This is a genomic window from Akkermansiaceae bacterium (genome assembly GCA_017798145.1).
In the GTDB taxonomy this organism is placed as follows: domain Bacteria; phylum Verrucomicrobiota; class Verrucomicrobiia; order Verrucomicrobiales; family Akkermansiaceae; genus Luteolibacter.
In genome coordinates this window covers 1,515,246-1,531,477 of the sequence record CP059069.1, presented here as the reverse complement: position 1 = coordinate 1,531,477, position 16,232 = coordinate 1,515,246, and the positions used below count along the sequence as shown (strand labels likewise).

Sequence of the window (16,232 nt, the reverse complement as noted above, 5' to 3'; positions counted from 1 at the left end):
CAGAACGTTGGGAGAGACAATCACGGTCTCCACCCCATAAGCAAAGCCGCCGCACATCAGGACTAACCAAGCGAAAAATAGCCCTCTCAACCGGCAGTTGGGTCTGGAGGGTGACTCGGCAAGTGGAGTGTGGTTGTCTCGGGGTGATTGTAATTGGTTTGTTTTCATAGGAGGAATCGATTTGTTAGCCATACATCACCCTAGAAAGGGGGAATGAGAAGTTACTATGAAAGCCGTCCACAAAAGCAAGAAAAAACTCCGGGATGTTGTGACTGCCTATTCTTGTCTCCCTTTTAGGCTAATCTGCAAACACGGCAATCTGCTGGAATCATCATATAAGCGATTACCCGCCAGGACTATCGCATTCACTCAACCAGGGTGTATTCGAGCCGGTAGAACCGAGTCCCTTCGAGCGGTCCGGAATCCACGGTCAGTGCGTTGCGCAGATCGCCGTCGCTGCCTAGGATCTCGATGGGGTTGGGCAGGGTCATCCAGCTTCCGGGGGCGAGGGTGTCGCTGTAGCGGATCCGGATGGTGACGTACTCTGCTGCGATGTTGTCGTAGGTCCATGTCAGGCTGACGGACGTGTAAGGGGCTCCGAACTGCATGGAAAGCAGCCTGTCGGTTCCGTAATCGGGGGACTTGGGTGCGAGTGCGTGGGCGAACTCGGCGAGATTGGGGATGCCATCGCGGTCGAAATCCGCGCCGGGGCCGCTGATCTCCGGATCTGCCTGTTCGATTTCCGTGAATTTGAGCGATTTCCAGGCATCATAGGCAGATACGATGGGATCCTGGAGACTGGTGAGGATGGTTCCGCTGCCCACATTGACTGCGCCCGCCATGACGAAGATGCCGTTTGCGTATGCCGCGCCGAAGAGGGTTGCGGGAACGCCCGAGGCGCGAGAGGTCCATGTCGCGCCGTCCTTGGAGGAATGGATGTTCCCGGATTCGCTTGTCGCCACCAGGGTGTGGCCGTCGGTGGCCATGGCGCGGATGCTGAAGAACGTTCCGAGATCCTCCTGCCGCCAGAGCAAGAGGTCGGCGGATGAGAAGCACTCGCCGTAGATGCCGCCGGTGTAGTAGCGGCCACGGAAATAAGTGGCTGCATAGACGTCGCTGCTTATCGGCATGGTGACGGTTTCCCACTCCAGTCCGTCTGCGGAGGAGCGCAACGTGCCGTGGAGTTCCCCATCGATCATCACGGCCTCCTGGCCGAAGGCGAGAAACAGGTCTCCCGCATAGATGATTCCTTGGAGGAATTTCCCGTCCGCCGTGGAATCGACCGAAGCCCAGGCGATGCCATCGGGAGATGTCAGAGCCACCCCGAAGGCGCCAACCGCCACAAATTTCCCGGCACCGTGCGCCACCCCGGAAAGGAAAAGCGTTGTGGGGGATGTGCGAACTGTCCATGTGATGCCGTCCGGGGAGCTCAGGATGGTGCCGGAGCCGCCGACGGCAACGAACTGGCCAGCCCCAAAGCAGATGCCCCGGAGCGGCGCAGTTGTCCCGGAGGTGCGCGGGCTCCAAGCCACCGCATCCGGTGAGGTGACGATGGCGCCCCCATCTCCGACGGCGACGTAGAGACCCGCCCCGAAGGCGACGGAGCTGAGCGATTGGGTTGATGCGGATGTCCGCGACACCCACGGGCTCTGTGTCTGGGCGGCCGTTGTCCCGATTCCCCAAGCGGCGAAGAAGCAGGCCAGCAAGGCGGGGAACGCGGCAATGTGGGAGATGGAGCGCATCGTAGGAGGGGGAAAAATTCCTTTCCTGTGGAATCGGAAACTGATGATGGAGCGAAACACGCCACTCCGCGCCCGTCCAGCCTCGAATTCCAGCCTCGAATTCCAGCGGCTTGGCAAGCGGTGGCCATGCAGGCGGATCCACCCGCGGAATCACCGCGACGGGCGTCCGCGCCCGAAGCCTATTGACTATCACGCCATGGTGCCCCAGCGTCCGCCGAAAGCAGATGACATGGGTCTAGAAAGAATCGGAGCGGCGACATTCCTGAGCATGAAGGGACGGGGTATCCCGATGGGTTCCCTGCTGACATTCGGGCGGCAGCACTTTGCGGTTTCACCCCGCGATGTCCGGGATGTGCCTGGCCTTTCGGAAATCATGGCCGCCAATCCGGAACTGACCTTGGGCGGCGATGCCTTCGCCGAGCCTTTCTTCAAGGCGGTGGGCGTGGGCACGGTCGAATCCATGGATGCCTCCGCCTACGAGTCCTGCTCCCTGCTCCACGATCTCAACAATCCCATTCCCGAGGAGTGGCACGGGCGTTATGACATTGTCTTCGACGGAGGTACGCTGGAGCACGTTTTCCATTTTCCCAACGCGATCGCCAACGCGATGAACCTGGTGAAGGTAGGCGGGGTGTTCGTAAGCGCCACGCCGAGCAACAATTACAACGGCCATGGTTTCTACCAATTCAGCCCCGAGCTTTTTTTCCGGCTGTTCAATGGCGTGAACGGCTTCCGGGTTCTGATGATGGCGCTGTCCGAATCGGCGGGGCGCAAGAGGATTTTCCGTGTGCAGGATCCCGCGGATCTGGGTCGGCGTATCAGCTTTCCCGGCGATGGACCCTTGGAGCTTGTGATGATAGCCCAGCGCTGCGATCCCTCGCCCGCATTATCCGCGCCACCTTACCAAAGCGACTACTCCGCGACATGGAAGCAGGGCACAGCCAAGGCGGGCCCCGGCGCGGCAGCAAGCCCGCTCCGGCGCTGCCTGCGCGGCATCCTGCCGGAACGGTTGCTTGTCCGATACGACTCCTTCCGCTGGGCTCGGATGCACAAAAAAAGGATGCAGGATGGGGTAACCCTTGTGCGCTCCATCGACGAGTGCATGATGCTGGAAAATCGGCCGCAGCGCAGCATTCCGATCCACGCCCCGGGCGCCTGAACTCCGCCGCCCGTATCCCTGAAAACGCCAGACATGACATCCTTACTCAAAAAAATCGCCAACTCAATCCTGAGGCCGCTGCGCCTCGAACTCAGGCGCTCTCCCGAGAAGGGCGACGCATGGCCATACGATCTCTCAGGCCTGCAGCGCGAGGTGCTTGGAAAGGTGGAACCCTTCACGATGACGACGCCGGAGCGCATCGCGGTTCTCGTCGATGCGATCCAGCACATTGAGGCGCGCCGGATCGAGGGCGATATTGTGGAATGCGGTGTCTGGCGGGGCGGTTCGGCGATGGCGATGGCCGAGACGCTCATCAAGCGCGGTTCCACCGAGCGTCATCTATGGCTCTACGATACCTTTGAGGGCATGAGCGAGCCTACCGAGGCGGACACTAGCTATGACGGGGAGCTTGCCGCCCGGCAGCTTGCCCGTACGGAAAAATCGGATGCCAGATCCGTTTGGTGCATTTCACCGCTCGACGAAGTGCGCGCAAACATGGCGTCCACCAGCTATCCGGCGGAAAGGATCACACTGGTGAAGGGTAAGGTGGAAGACACCATCCCGCAAACGGTGCCCGACCGCATCGCATTGCTGAGGCTCGACACGGATTGGTATGAATCGACGAAACATGAGTTGGAGCACCTCTATCCCAGGCTGGTTCCGGGCGGCATTCTCATCATCGACGACTACGGTTTCTGGCAGGGTGCAAGAAAGGCTGTCGATGAGTATTTCCAAAGCCACCCTCCCGGTCCCATGCTCTGCCGGGTGGACGCATCCGCGCGCATCGGCGTGAAGCCATGACAATCCCCGCGCGCGCTCCATCGCCGCGCGCGCCTTATGAGACAATGACCAAAAGGGAGTTCACACTGCTGGTCCGCGAGGATCTCTACCGCTACGAGGGGCGGCTGGGGGCGGGCGCCTTCCTCCATGCGTGGAGGCATGAGTCGGGGTTCCGCATCACTTTTCTGATGCGTTTGTGCAGGATGCTCAGGAGCCACAGCGCCACCCGATACGGCATCTATCACATCGCCTCCTCCCTGCACCGGAGGGCTGCCGTACGGCATGGCGTTTTCATGGATCCGATGATGGATGTCGGCGGCGGTCTCTATCTCGCGCACGCGCTCAACATCGTGGTGAACCGCCGCTGCCGCATCGGCCGCAACGTGAACATCTCCCACGGCGTGACCCTCGGGATCGCCAACCGAGGCCCGAAACCGGGAACTCCGGAGATAGGTGACCATGTGTATATCGGCCCGGGTGCGGTTGTCTTCGGGGCGATCCGCCTCGGAGACCATGCCGCGATTGGCGCAAATGCCGTTGTCACGAAGGATGTCCCGCCCGGCTCGGTGGTCGTAGGGATCCCCGGCAAGGTGATTTCGCAAGACGGGTCCGCCGGATATGTGAACAACACGCTCCCCGGATCCGAAGCCTATCAGCCGCCCCAAACCGAAGACAATGGAAACGCATGCAACTGAACCCCAAAGAGACGAAGATCGCCGTGATCGGCCTTGGCTATGTGGGGCTGCCGCTGGCGGTCGAGTTCGGCAAGCGGCACGAAGTCCGCGGCTTTGACATAGATCCCTCCCGCATCGCGGCGCTCAGGGAAGGTAGGGACTCGACCCTGGAATGCTCGCCCGAAGAGCTTGCATCCGCCGGGCGGCTTTCCTTCACATGCGACCCCGGGGATCTGGGCGAATGCAATGTCTATATCGTCACCGTGCCGACACCGATCGACTCATCCAACCGCCCCGACCTCACCCCCTTGCTGCGCGCAAGCGAGACGGTGGGGGGTGTCATCGCCCGGGGGGATTTCGTCATTTATGAATCCACGGTCTATCCCGGGGCGACAGAGGAGGATTGCATCCCGGTGGTGGAAAGAGTCAGCGGGCTCAGGCTCAATGAGGATTTTTACGCAGGCTACAGCCCCGAGCGCATCAACCCCGGGGACAAGGTGCACCGCCTGACGATGATACGGAAAGTCACATCCGGATCGACACCCGAGGCCGCGGAGTTTGTCGATTCCCTCTATTCGGGCATCATCACGGCGGGCACCCACAAGGCCGCCTCGATCCGCACCGCCGAGGCCGCGAAGGTCATCGAGAACACCCAGCGGGACGTGAACATCGCGCTGGTCAACGAGCTGGCCCTCATTTTCAACCGGATGGGACTCGATACCCTCGATGTGCTTGAGGCGGCCGGCAGCAAATGGAATTTCCTGCCTTTCCGCCCGGGGCTTGTCGGCGGCCACTGTATCGGCGTGGATCCCTATTACCTGACCCACAAGGCGCAGCAATGCGGCTACCACCCGGAGATGATCCTCGCCGGACGCCGCATCAACGACAACATGAGCGGCTACATCGTCTCGGAGGTGATCAAACTTTTCCTTTTGCGCAGGTTGCCTGTCAACGGTGCACGGGTGCTTGTGATGGGGCTTTCCTTCAAGGAAAACTGTCCGGATATCCGCAACACCAAGGTCATCGACGTGATCCGGCAGCTAGAATCCTATGGCTGCCACGTTGACGTGCACGACCCGTGGCCCGAGCCGGAGGAGGTTTTGCGGATCCACGGCCTGAAGCTCATCGCATCCGGCGCGGAGCTTGTGGCCGGCACTTACGATGCGGTGATCGTTGCCGTCGCCCATGAGGAATTCCGCAAGGCGGGGCATCGTTGGGTACGCAGCCTGACCACCCCGCAGGGCATCCTGTATGATGTGAAATATCTCCTCCCGCAGGACGCCGTGGATGGAAGGTTGTAGAAGAAAGATTTCCCGAAATTCATGAACCGAACGATCACCAACTCACGCGTCCTCGTCACCGGCGGGGCGGGCTTCATCGGCTCGAACCTGACCGATGCGCTCCTCGGCCAGGGCAACGAAGTCGTATGCCTGGACAATTTTTTCACCGGGAAGAGGGAAAACATCGCCCATCATGCATCCGATGCGAATTTCACCCTCATCGAGGGGGATATCCGCGACCTGGCGGCCTGCCGCAAGGCGTGCGATGGAGCGGACTACGTGCTGCATCAGGCGGCGGTGGGATCGGTGCCCCGCTCGATCGAGGATCCCATCCTCTCCACCGAGGTCAATGTCATGGGCTTCCTCAACATGCTTTTGGCCAGCCGCGATGCGAAGGTGAAACGCTTCGTCTATGCGGCCAGCAGCTCCACCTACGGCGACAGCACGGCGCTGCCCAAGGTCGAGGATAACATCGGCAGGCCGCTCTCGCCCTATGCCATCACCAAGTATGTGGATGAGCTGTATGCCGGGAATTTTTCCGAGCTCTACGGGATGGAAACGGTGGGCCTGCGCTACTTCAATGTCTTCGGCGCCCGGCAGGACCCTTTCGGCGCGTATGCTGCCGTGATCCCCAAGTTTGCCATCTCCCTGCTGCGGCATGAAAGCCCCGTCATCAATGGCGACGGGCTGTTCTCGCGCGATTTCACGTATGTGGACAATGTCGTGCAGATCAACCAGCTGGCGGCCTTGGCCTCGGATCCGGCGGCGGTCAACACGGTTTACAACGCCGCCTGCGGGGGGCGCACCAACCTGAACGATCTGGTCGCGGCGCTGCAGGAACATCTGGGCGAGTTCGATCCGCAGGTCAGGGCGGTCAAGCCGGTCCACGGGCCCTCACGCGTAGGCGATATCCCGCACTCCCAGGCATCGATAGCCAAGGCGACCGCCTTGCTTGGCTACGCCCCACGGTTCGATTTTTCCCAGGGCATCGCTGCCGCCGCAAGGTGGTATTACGAAAATCTCCGGGATCTCTGAACGCGCGGCCGCGGCGCGCTCACAGCCTGCTCGTATGGATGAGATCCCTGGGGAAGAGCCCGGGAAAACTGCGGTGCAGGCCCTCGAATGCGCCCGCCAGGCTGTCGTGTGCGGCACCCTCGGGGATCATGGGGTGGGGGCTCCATTTCGGCACAGCCAGCCCGCCGGACCATGGCTCCCCGCGCTCAACCCGCTCCGCGGCGAAAAAGATCCCGAGCCTGTCTGCGGAAACCGTGTTCGCGATGTGTTGCACGGCCCATTCCCGCGCGCGGCAGGATTCCGCCCGCCTGAGGAATTCCGCCAGCGCCGGCCCCGTCCCGCGGAGCGGTAGGAAGCAGCCGGTTTGGCCGTTGATGTATTCCGCCGGCCCCATGTGGGTTCCTGTGACCAGGGCGACGGGAGAGTCAGCCATCAGGGATTCGGCGACAGCAACGCAGCATCCTTCGCGCCTGCTGAACACGGCGGAGATCCGGCTGTCGCACTGCAGCTCGCGGACCTGATCGATGCCAAGGCTCTCGTGAACCACGAGTTTCTGAGGAACACGGAACTCGCGCGCCAGCCGGAGAATCGAATTGCGGTCATATGCGCCATCCGGCTGGCCGACCAAAACCACGCTGAGACCCGGTGGCAGCGACCGCAGGGCATCAAAGAAATGCCAGTGGCGTTTGACCGGCCCCCAACCGGCCACCATCAGGATGTCGATGCTTCGGTCTTCCCATGGTTTCGGCCGGTACGCGGATGGGTCCAGCCAGTCGCAGGGCAGCATGGGCAGGCAGCGCACGCGGGGATGGAATCCCTCGAGCTTGGCTATCTCGCCATAATTGCAAGCCATGACATACACCGGGCCGGCCAGGGTGGAGAGCGCCAGTCCGAGCATGGCGTAATCCCCTGGGGAAGAGCTGGTGGAAAAGATGATGTCGTATTCCGACTCGATGCGCCGGGCTACATCCGCATCCCTGAGGAGCTTGAACCAATTGTATTCGAAGGTGACAAGCAGCACCCCTCTTTCGGCCTGCGCCGGGGCCTTGAGCACCACGGTGCGGCTGAGCGGGCCAGATTGCTGCCAGCCCTTGAATCGGTCCCAGCCGATCCGTGAGTCCCTCCAGATCCCGGCGCTTGCCGTCCCGTGCCACTGTGAAAGGCGATTCCGGGTGAGGCCTTCCCACGCGCCGCCGCCGGTGGCGAAGCGATAGCTGTCAAGCCACCTGACAAGCCTCATGCTCCCATCGCGGGCGAACGCAGCCCCAAATCCCTTGATCGCCGAGAACGCCCGCCTGGAAAGCGGGGAATACCGTAGCAGATCCCCGGCTGCTCGTTTCAGCTTTCCGGGCAAAAACGTGTCCCGTGTCATTTGTCCCCTCCCATCAGCCCGAGATATGTGTTCGCCAAGCCTGCAACCGTGGCGTCCCAGCCCTGGGTGCGTTCCATCAGGCGGCGCGCGTTCTGACCCAGCTCCGCCCTCCGCCCCGCATCGCCCAAAATTTCGGAAATGGCGGCCACCCACGAATCCGCGTCATGCGGAACCCGCAGGAACTCGTTCCCGGCCGCTCCGAATTCCTCCCCGCTCTCAGGGAACCCATGGAAGGGTGCGAGCAGGCATGGCAGCCCTGAGGCCATGGCTTCCAGCACGGCATTGGGCAGCCCTTCCCGGCGGGAGGGGAACACGAACACGTCGGCCGCCCGGTAGTATGCGTCAACATTGTTCACCTCGCCCGCCATGTTCAGCCGCCCCCGTGATTCCAGCCTCTCAGCCAGGCCGGCCATCGAGGACTGGAAATCCCCCATCTCCCGTTGCAGCTCAGGATCGCGGAAGGTCTGCCGCATGCCCTGGCTGCCGACGCAAACGAGGAAGGCATCCGGGTGGAGGCTCTCCGCCCGTGCCCATGCCTCCAGCAGCAGGTCGCAGCCTTTGCGCGGCATGAAGCCGCCAACGTACAGGATCATCAAGCCCTTCTCGGGAAGGCCGAGTTGGCGGCGTTCCGCCTCTTTCTCGCCGGTGTTGCCGGGCGGCCTGAACCTTTCGAGATCGACCCCGTTCGGCACCAGCGCCATGCGCCCGGCACGGATGCAGCCGAGCGAGCCGTAGGCGCGGCTGAGGGCGCGGCTGCAGAAGACCAGCCGCCGGAATGGAAGCAGGCAGAGGGAGATGCGCAGCCTCGCCCTGAGCTTGGCCCATCCCCTGAGATCGGACTCCGGGGGGAACATGCTGAAATAGAACGTGGAGGGGATCCCCATCATCCGCGCCCTGGCCAACGCGAACGTGGTTCGCCAGGTCTCGCCGTTGGGCTGGATGCAGCCCTTGCCCGGATCCATTCCCCGGATCAGGCCCAGTGCCTTGGCAAGGATCAGCTCGCGCTCGCGGTGATGGCTTTCATCCACGCAATCCGGAAACCTCAGGATATGGATCGAGTTCCATTCCTCGCTATCGCAAAGGTGATGCGGCCGGAGCGCGGTGCAGACATGCACGGTGATCCCGTGCCTGCGCAATCCGGGTGCGTAGCGGGCGAACTGCAGCAGCCCCCCCCCATCTGGTCGGGGTGGAAGATTTCCGTGGTCAGGAAAATGTGGCTGTGGGCGGGCTTATCTGTCATGTGGGGCATCTCCGCTAAGTTTCTCCCCGGTGGATTGCCTGCGAAGGGAGTCCAGGATTGCCCGGGTGAAAATTTTCGCCCCATCCTCATCAAGGTGATAGCCGTCCGGGAAATGCTCCGGTGTGATGCCCGGCACCACGGAAAGATCAGCATACGGGGTGCCTGTCTCGGAAAGGAATCCCAGCACCGGCTGTGGCAACCGATAGGGCTCCGGCAAGGGAACGCTGAAGACACGGAGGTCGGAACCCATGGAGCGGGCGGTGGATACCAGGCGTCGCAGGGATTCCGTGCCGACCGCCTGCTCCCGCCCGTCCGGCTGGCCTGGTTCCTTTCCTGCGGTGAGCTCCGGCCAGGCGGTCTCAAAGCCGGGCATGAAGGAATAGCCGATGCGGGTGCGGACCCGGTCGCGGTTCGCAAGGAGGTGCGATCCTGCGCCCAGTAGCAGGCGGAGTGAGCTTTCCCCGTCCGGCATGGACCTGAGCGCCGCGCCGAGATCCTGAGCACCGACGAAGTAGGCACCCAGGGTTTCCGGGGAGGCGGGGATGTCCAGCAAATGGGTTCGCCCGGTCATCACGAGGATCATATCGGGATGCGCCCCGGCATTTGCGAAATATCGTTTCACACCCCAGTCCCACTGCGCGACGGAACTGCCGTCCGGTGCGAAGACCTCCACCTCGGCCGGGTGCTCCCCGCCGCCGAGCAAGGCGGTGTCCACGCCGCGCCGCGCCAGCGAGTTGCCAACCACAAGTATCGTCCGGACATTGCCGGGAGCGCGGGCGATGCGCTCCGATGTCTGAGGCGTTGCGATGGTGTTGCGGAGATCGATGGAAAGCGATCCGGCAAAGCAGCGCACCAAGCCCTCCATGAGCAGCAGGGATATCGCAAGCACGAAGAGCACCTTCCATTCATCCCTGGCCGGGCTGACGGTGTTCGCGTTGGTTGTTTCCTCAGTCATTTTTGCTCAGAACCTGAAATAGATGAACTCCTGCTGAACCGGGGATCCGAAGAACAGGATCATCCAAAGGATGTAGAGGTAGGCCGCCGCCCGCCAGCCCCAATGTGCCCGGGTCAGGGCGAGCAGGTCGCCCTTGCGCTCGCACCAGAACTCATAGGCGAGCAAGGGCGCCAGATAGAGCGCCATCAGCGAGGCGATCCCGTTCTCCAAAGCACCCCACTGCCATCCGCCGAGCGAGAGTTGGCCGAGCATCGAGACCGCCTGGCCGGCCGAGTCAGCGCGGAAGAACAGCCAGCACAGGCAGACGATGTGGAAGGTCACCAGCATCCTTGCGAGCGCCCATGGCTTCCCGCCGCGCACCGCCTTGCCGTCCCTCCCGCGCCCGCTTGTGGCGAGTCGGTGGGCTGCCAGCCAGAGGCCGTGAATCGCGCCCCAGATCACGAAAGTCCAGGCCGCCCCGTGCCAGAGGCCGCCGAGCAACATGGTGAGGGTGAGGTTCCGGTACGTCAGGATGGTGCCGTTGCGGTTGCCGCCCAGCGGGATGTACAGGTAGTCCCGCAGCCAGCTGGAGAGGCTGATATGCCAGCGTTGCCAGAATTCCTGCGGAGACTTCGCGAAATACGGGTTGCGGAAATTGTCCATCAGGTCGAACCCGAGCCATTTTGCCGTGCCCTGGGCGATCGAGGAATAGCCTGAGAAATCACCGTAGATCTGGAATGCGAACGCATACACGCCCAGCATCACCTGCCAGCCGCTGAGCTCCCCCGGAGGCTGTGAGAACACATGGTTTGCGATCAGGGCCATGTTGTCCGCGATCACCACCTTGCGGAACAGCCCGTTGAGCACGTAGTAGAGCCCTTCCCGGAAACGCTCGCCGTCGAGCGGCTTGCGGGGGTTCACGACCTGTGGCAGCAGGTGCGATGAGCGTTCGATCGGCCCGGCGACAAGCTGCGGGAAAAAGGTGACATAAAGCGAGAAGTCCATGAGGCCGCGGGCCGGTTGCGTGTGGCCCCGATAGACATCGATGGTGTAGCTGAGCGTCTGGAAGGTGTAGAAGGAGATGCCGACAGGAAGTATGAGGTCAATCCCCGGCAAGGGGCCGGCTAACCCGATCCGCTCCATGAGCGTGTTGAATTCCGTGACGAAAAACCCGAGGTATTTGAAAATCCCTAGCAGCCCGAGGTTAGCGGATATGGAGACCATCAGCCAGGCTTTGCGCCTGCGGGCGTGCCCCTCCGCATCCGCGATCCTCTGTGCGGCCACGAAGTCGATCAACGTGGAGATTGCGATGAGCCCGAGGAAGCGCCAGTCCCAGTATCCATAGAAAACGTAGCTGGCAAGGAGGAGGAGGTGGTTCCGCCGCCTGTGATCCAGGAAGCGGTAAAGCAATGCAACGAGGCCGAAGAAGATCCAAAATGTGTAACTGTTGAAAAGCATTGGGATTGCGTCCGGGAGCGGGACATGTCATTGCCTCGGCCGCCACGATGGCAGGAGAAGTTCCTGCCGTTGGCAACCTGAAAGTCAGAACGATGGCAACCAATCTCCGTTCCGCGGGCCTCGATTCCCGAAGCGTCTTCCCGCCGTGCCGGGCGGGCGGGCTTCCCAGGAAATGCACAGCACCATGAAACGCCTGCTCTTCGTATCCAACCTTTTCCCGGATTCCGCAAACCCCATCCGCGGGCTGGACAACTCCACCCTGCTGCATTCCCTCGGCTCCGGATGGGAAATCCGTGTCCTCAGCCCGCGCCCGGCCATGCCGCCCTGGCGGAGGGAGGGAGCCCTTCCCAGGGGGGAGGATCTGGCCTTCTCCCCGCGCTATGTGGGCTGCCCGTACGTGCCGAAGGTGGGAAGCTGGTGCAACGACCGCCTGATGGCCATGGCGATGGCACCCGCCTTTGCGAGGCTTGTGAAGGATTTCAGGCCGGAGGCGGTGCTTTGCTCCTGGCTCTATCCGGACGGTTGTGCGGTTGCGCGGCTTGCGGGGCGGCACCGATTGCCCCTCGTCCTCGTTACCCAGGGGACGGACACCCATGGCTATCTCCGTATCCCGGCGAGGCGACGCAGTATCGTTTCCGCGATCAGCCGCAGCTCGGCGGTCATCTGCCGCAGCGGCAACCTGGCGCACCGCCTGCAGGAAGCGGGCGTTGCGGAGGGCTCCCTCAAGGTCATCTACAACGGCGTGGACACCGGAACTTTCCGGCCGCGCGAGCGCGATGGCGCCCGCCGGGAGCTGGGTCTCGATCCGCAGCTGCCGGTGCTGCTTTTCGTGGGCAACTACCTGCCCGTGAAGAACCCCATGTTCCTGATCCGGGCGCATGCCGAGCTCAACCGGCGGCGCGCAGCTCGCGGCATGCCCCCTGCCAGGCTGGTGCTCATCGGGGACGGGCCCTTGCGCCCCACCATGCAGGATGCGGTAGCCGCAGCCCATTCCGTGACAAACGTGGATCTGCGCGGGCGCGAGGTTCCCCGGGAGGTGGCCCGATGGATGAACGCGGCGGACTTGCTCTGCCTCTCGAGCCACAACGAGGGTTTCCCCAACGTGATCCTCGAGGCGATGGCCAGCGGCCTGAGGGTTGTCAGCACCGATGTGGGCGGCATCGGGGAATTGGTGACACACCGGGGCAGGGGGCTGCTGGTGGGGACAGGTGATCTGGATGCCTACGCAGGGGCCCTCGAGGAGGCGCTGGAGGGCGGGGGGACGGAGCCGCAATCCGCAGGGATCGACGATTGGAGCTGGGCGGGAGCGGCAAAAAAATACGCGGAGGTCATCGAGTCCGCCATCCAGGCTCCGGCCTGTGTGAGGATGTAGCATCCACCCGGCATCCGGCAAGTGCCGCAGCCCATCGCTTATATCTTGCTTCACAAATCCCCGCAGAACCCCCAACGTCACGGCCTGCGCACTAATGGAATTTGTTCTCGCCGTTTTTTTCCTGCTTTTCTACTTCCTGCGTCCGCAGGACTGGATGCCGGGACTCATCGGCTTGACCCTCATCAAGCCCATCATCGCGGTTTGGCTCGGCGTCCTGCTTGCCAACCGCTCCCTCGCCTCGCCGCTCCCGGGGGTGCTGAGAACCCCTCATGACTGGGTCATGCTCACATACCTTGTGTATGTGGTTTTCACTGCGCCGAACTCGATGTCATCTCTGACAGGATTCCTGCCTTTGGTCGCCTTTTATGCCCTCACCGTGCAATCCCTCAATTCCTGGCAGCGGCTGCTTTCATATCTCAGGTGGTGGACGATCGCGCTGGTGATCCTGGCTCTGATGGCTGTCCTGATCCCGTATGGGATCGATATCACCGGAGGAAAGGGTTACACGGAGCGGTTCGTGGGGCGGCTTTCCCTTGGAACCTGGCTGCACAACAACCCGAACGCCCTCGCACACTCCGCCGTGGTGGCCATCCCGGTCTCTTACCTGCTGTTCTTCTGGCGTGGAACCTCCCTCGGCAAGTGGCTGCTTTTCCCCTTGTGCGCGGGATTGGCCTACTGGTGCGTCTACCAGACCGAATCCAAAGGAGCCTTCCTGGTCGGAGGTATCATCTTGGTCAGCGTATTCGTGATAGGCAGGCCGAAATACGTCCAGATCGGTGCCTTGGTGGTGGCGCTCACGCTGGGGGTCGGGGCTCTCAATTTCCTGCCCCGGATGTCGCAGATGGGAGATCTCAGTTCGGACGAGGGGGTGCAGGGGCGGCTTCTGGCATGGGATATGGCAAGGGGCATCAGCAAGACGCGGGCAACCGGGGCCGGCTGGCAGGAATTCGTAGCCCTGATCGACTGGAAGGAAGGGAATACCACCATCCATGACATCCCGAAAGCAACGCATTCGAGCTACGTGCAGGTTGGCGCAGACCTTGGGCGCTACGGACTGCTAATCTATGTGGCCGGCCTCTGGTGTGCGCTACACACCCTGCTCAGGTTCCGGCCGGCGGACGACGATCAGGACAGGTGCAGGAGGATTCTCGGGGTGCTGCTGCTTGCCACCGCTGTCTCCGGGTGGATGATAAACCGGCAATACCATGCCGAGTATTTCCTGCTGATAGCTGCCGTTGCGGCTCTCCACAGGTTGCGCAAAGGCGAGGAATTGGCCAAGGAAACACCGGATCCCAGCCCGGAAGCGGACGTGGCGAACCTTTCCGGGGGCTTGCCGCCTTTGCGGGTGGCGAGTGCGCAAACCCCCGCATTCAGCACGCGGAAAGACGATGCGGAAGCGCCCGAAAAACCCTTCTGGAACAGGCTGGGAGTGATCGATGTGGTGGCCTGCATAGCCCTGACCTCGCTGGTCTTCTGGGTATGGGACTACATCCTGATCAATATCTGAGTCCGGGCAGGGCATTCAATGCGCCAGCGCACGTTTGTCCCGGACAAGTTCCTCGTAAAGGCTGGCGTAGCCTGCGATCATGGCGGCCAGCGAGAACCTCTCGACTGCGGTTTGGCGCGCAGCCACCCCAAGGTCACCCAAAAGCGATGGATTGAAGGCGATCCCGCCGAGAGCCGAGGCCAGTCCCTGAGATGTGGACATGTCCCGCAGCAGGCCGTTTTCCCCATCTGCTATCACCTCGCTTGCACCGCATGCCGGATGGGCCAGGCAGGGGATCCCGCAAGCCATTGATTCCAGCATCACGTTGGACAGCCCCTCGCTCTCCGAGGGCACCACCAGCAGATCCATCATCCGGTAAAAATCCACGGTCTCCGGCTGATATCCGCTCCAGGCGATCCTGTCGGCAAACGCACTGCCCTTGATCCGCCCGAGTATCCTCTCCCTCTCCGGGCCGTGATCCCCGACGATGAGCAGCCGGAGGCGGGGATGGTCGGGGGCGAGCTGTTCGAACGCCCCGATCAACCTCTCATGCCCCTTCAGCGCCACGAAACGGCCGACAATGCCAACCACGATGGAATCCCCGCATAGCCCCCAGTCGCCGCGCAGCGCAGCCCTCCGCTCGTCCGATACTGGTGTGAAACGGGCGCAGTCCACACCGTTGAGAATGACCCGGATCTTGGTTCCGGGAAAACCATGGCTTACCAGATCGTCCCTGAGGCCGCCCGATACGGCATGGACGCCGCCGCAGACCCCGTAACCGGCCTGCCGCAACCATTTGCGCTTTGCGGTCATCTCATCCGGCCGGAGCTGGCCGTGCTCCCCCTGAAGCAGCACGGCACGGCCACCTGCCAGCACGCTGGCGAGCGCTCCGTAGATCAGCGGACCCAGATTGTGGCTGTGGATGATGTCGATGCTCTCGCTGCGAACCGTGCGCGCCAGCATCCGCGCTGCGGAAAAACGGAATCCCGGGGCTTTGCCCAGGCAGGTGACGCCAATTCCCTCTCCGAGCCTACCGGCAAAATCCCCCACCCGCTCCAGGCAGGCCACGCTTGTCCGGAAGCGGGCCGGATCGAGGCCGTTTGCGAGGTTCACGACACCGTTTTCCAAACCGCCGGGCTCCAGGGACGTAACCAGCTGCAGGATGTGGATGCGCCCGGCTGCGGCCTCGCCGGGAGAAGGGGAAATCGTGGCATTCATGGTTTTCCCGGCTCGTGGCGCGAATGACGGACGGTGCCGGTGCGGGGTGCCGGAAACGCGGCAGAAGAGCCCGACGCACGGATCCGGAGGCCTTCGGGGAACATGAACCTTGACAGGGAATACGTTAGAGAGAACATCTGGCTCTCGCTATCCGTTATGAGAGATATTGTCATCCGTTTTTTTAGCCTAGAGATCCTGAACATGCATCCTGCGGTCTATTGGGGGGTTGCTGCGGCATGGCTCCTGCTTCTCATTTCCGCATTCATGAGCGTCCGCAGCCTATCCATCGCCACCGCGGCGAAGGTCGCCTGGTTCCTTGCCATCCTCGCTTTGCCCATCCTCGGTCTGGCTGCATATGCCCTCCGCTGCCTCCTGGCCGGAAACTGGCAGATCATCGCGCCCTTCTTCCAATCGCGCCGCCTCGACAGGCAGATATCCAGGACAGTCGCATCCGGAAACCCTGCGGCCAAAGCCTGATTCAGCATTACACATGAGCGTTTCCC

14 protein-coding genes are annotated in these 16,232 nt (G+C 62.4%); 8 read left to right on the top strand and 6 right to left on the bottom strand.

Annotated features, from left to right (window positions below; all coding sequences use genetic code 11):
• Positions 1–365 precede the first annotated feature (365 nt).
• Entirely contained in the window at positions 366–1,742 is a 1,377-nt protein-coding gene (locus tag HZ994_06580; protein ID QTN32007.1) for a hypothetical protein, read from the bottom strand.
• Between the two features lie 229 nt (positions 1,743–1,971).
• Between HZ994_06580 and HZ994_06575 the strand changes: the two genes are divergently transcribed.
• Genes HZ994_06575 through HZ994_06555 form a run of 5 tightly spaced genes read left to right on the top strand, consistent with a single transcriptional unit; the run spans position 1,972 to position 6,670 of the window.
• The gene (locus HZ994_06575) at positions 1,972–2,901 is read left to right on the top strand and encodes a hypothetical protein (GenBank protein ID QTN32006.1); all 930 of its coding nucleotides are present in this window, start codon (positions 1,972–1,974) and stop codon (positions 2,899–2,901) included.
• A 33-nt stretch (positions 2,902–2,934) separates the two neighbouring features.
• A complete protein-coding gene (locus tag HZ994_06570; protein ID QTN32005.1) occupies positions 2,935–3,702 on the top strand; it encodes a class I SAM-dependent methyltransferase in 768 nt (255 codons plus the stop codon).
• A 44-nt stretch (positions 3,703–3,746) separates the two neighbouring features.
• Positions 3,747–4,376 carry a serine acetyltransferase gene (locus tag HZ994_06565; GenBank protein QTN32004.1) on the top strand — a complete coding sequence of 210 codons (630 nt, stop codon included), beginning with the start codon at positions 3,747–3,749 and terminating at the stop codon, positions 4,374–4,376.
• Positions 4,367–5,656, top strand: a complete 1,290-nt coding sequence (gene tviB, locus HZ994_06560; GenBank protein QTN32003.1) for a Vi polysaccharide biosynthesis UDP-N-acetylglucosamine C-6 dehydrogenase TviB — start codon at positions 4,367–4,369, stop codon at positions 5,654–5,656. The genes HZ994_06565 and tviB overlap by 10 nt, the downstream gene beginning before the upstream one ends.
• A 21-nt stretch (positions 5,657–5,677) precedes the next feature.
• Positions 5,678–6,670: an SDR family oxidoreductase gene (locus tag HZ994_06555; GenBank protein QTN32002.1), complete on the top strand. Its 993-nt coding sequence runs from the start codon at positions 5,678–5,680 to the stop codon at positions 6,668–6,670.
• A 19-nt stretch (positions 6,671–6,689) separates the two neighbouring features.
• On the opposite strand, the gene HZ994_06550 is transcribed toward HZ994_06555, so the two are convergent.
• From HZ994_06550 to HZ994_06535, 4 genes are all read right to left on the bottom strand, one after another.
• Positions 6,690–8,021 carry a hypothetical protein gene (locus HZ994_06550; protein QTN32001.1) on the bottom strand — a complete coding sequence of 444 codons (1,332 nt, stop codon included), beginning with the start codon at positions 8,019–8,021 and terminating at the stop codon, positions 6,690–6,692.
• Positions 8,018–9,157 carry a glycosyltransferase family 4 protein gene (locus HZ994_06545; GenBank protein QTN32000.1) on the bottom strand — a complete coding sequence of 380 codons (1,140 nt, stop codon included), beginning with the start codon at positions 9,155–9,157 and terminating at the stop codon, positions 8,018–8,020. The genes HZ994_06550 and HZ994_06545 overlap by 4 nt, the downstream gene beginning before the upstream one ends.
• A 93-nt stretch (positions 9,158–9,250) precedes the next feature.
• Positions 9,251–10,216 (bottom strand): hypothetical protein, encoded by a 966-nt coding sequence (locus tag HZ994_06540; protein ID QTN31999.1) that lies wholly within the window; start codon positions 10,214–10,216, stop codon positions 9,251–9,253.
• A gap of 6 nt (positions 10,217–10,222) precedes the next feature.
• Positions 10,223–11,653, bottom strand: a complete 1,431-nt coding sequence (locus tag HZ994_06535) for an MBOAT family protein (protein QTN31998.1) — start codon at positions 11,651–11,653, stop codon at positions 10,223–10,225.
• Between the two features lie 184 nt (positions 11,654–11,837).
• Between HZ994_06535 and HZ994_06530 the strand changes: the two genes are divergently transcribed.
• Together HZ994_06530 and HZ994_06525 are read left to right on the top strand one after the other, a co-directional pair.
• Positions 11,838–13,025, top strand: coding sequence for a glycosyltransferase (locus HZ994_06530; GenBank protein ID QTN31997.1), 1,188 nt, complete (start codon positions 11,838–11,840; stop codon positions 13,023–13,025).
• A 94-nt stretch (positions 13,026–13,119) separates the two neighbouring features.
• Positions 13,120–14,532: an O-antigen ligase family protein gene (locus HZ994_06525; GenBank protein QTN31996.1), complete on the top strand. Its 1,413-nt coding sequence runs from the start codon at positions 13,120–13,122 to the stop codon at positions 14,530–14,532.
• A gap of 15 nt (positions 14,533–14,547) precedes the next feature.
• Here HZ994_06525 and HZ994_06520 read toward each other — a convergent pair whose 3' ends face one another.
• Positions 14,548–15,729: a glycosyltransferase gene (locus HZ994_06520; protein ID QTN31995.1), complete on the bottom strand. Its 1,182-nt coding sequence runs from the start codon at positions 15,727–15,729 to the stop codon at positions 14,548–14,550.
• A 201-nt stretch (positions 15,730–15,930) separates the two neighbouring features.
• Between HZ994_06520 and HZ994_06515 the strand changes: the two genes are divergently transcribed.
• On the top strand, positions 15,931–16,206 hold the full coding sequence (locus HZ994_06515; GenBank protein QTN31994.1) for a hypothetical protein: 276 nt from the start codon (positions 15,931–15,933) through the stop codon (positions 16,204–16,206).
• Positions 16,207–16,232: the final 26 nt, after the last annotated feature.

Bases quoted from the DNA above. Each gene is read 5' to 3' on its own strand.
- HZ994_06550 (QTN32001.1), bottom strand. From the start codon at position 8,021: ATGACACGGGACACGTTTTTGCCCGGAAAGCTGAAACGAGCAGCCGGG.
- HZ994_06530 (QTN31997.1), top strand. From the start codon at position 11,838: ATGAAACGCCTGCTCTTCGTATCCAACCTTTTCCCGGATTCCGCAAAC.
- HZ994_06575 (QTN32006.1), top strand. From the start codon at position 1,972: ATGGGTCTAGAAAGAATCGGAGCGGCGACATTCCTGAGCATGAAGGGA.
- HZ994_06520 (QTN31995.1), bottom strand. From the start codon at position 15,729: ATGAATGCCACGATTTCCCCTTCTCCCGGCGAGGCCGCAGCCGGGCGC.
- HZ994_06515 (QTN31994.1), top strand. From the start codon at position 15,931: ATGCATCCTGCGGTCTATTGGGGGGTTGCTGCGGCATGGCTCCTGCTT.
- HZ994_06525 (QTN31996.1), top strand. From the start codon at position 13,120: ATGGAATTTGTTCTCGCCGTTTTTTTCCTGCTTTTCTACTTCCTGCGT.
- HZ994_06580 (QTN32007.1), bottom strand. From the start codon at position 1,742: ATGCGCTCCATCTCCCACATTGCCGCGTTCCCCGCCTTGCTGGCCTGC.
- HZ994_06540 (QTN31999.1), bottom strand. From the start codon at position 10,216: ATGACTGAGGAAACAACCAACGCGAACACCGTCAGCCCGGCCAGGGAT.
- HZ994_06565 (QTN32004.1), top strand. From the start codon at position 3,747: ATGACCAAAAGGGAGTTCACACTGCTGGTCCGCGAGGATCTCTACCGC.
- HZ994_06555 (QTN32002.1), top strand. From the start codon at position 5,678: ATGAACCGAACGATCACCAACTCACGCGTCCTCGTCACCGGCGGGGCG.
- tviB (QTN32003.1), top strand. From the start codon at position 4,367: ATGCAACTGAACCCCAAAGAGACGAAGATCGCCGTGATCGGCCTTGGC.
- HZ994_06535 (QTN31998.1), bottom strand. From the start codon at position 11,653: ATGCTTTTCAACAGTTACACATTTTGGATCTTCTTCGGCCTCGTTGCA.
- HZ994_06570 (QTN32005.1), top strand. From the start codon at position 2,935: ATGACATCCTTACTCAAAAAAATCGCCAACTCAATCCTGAGGCCGCTG.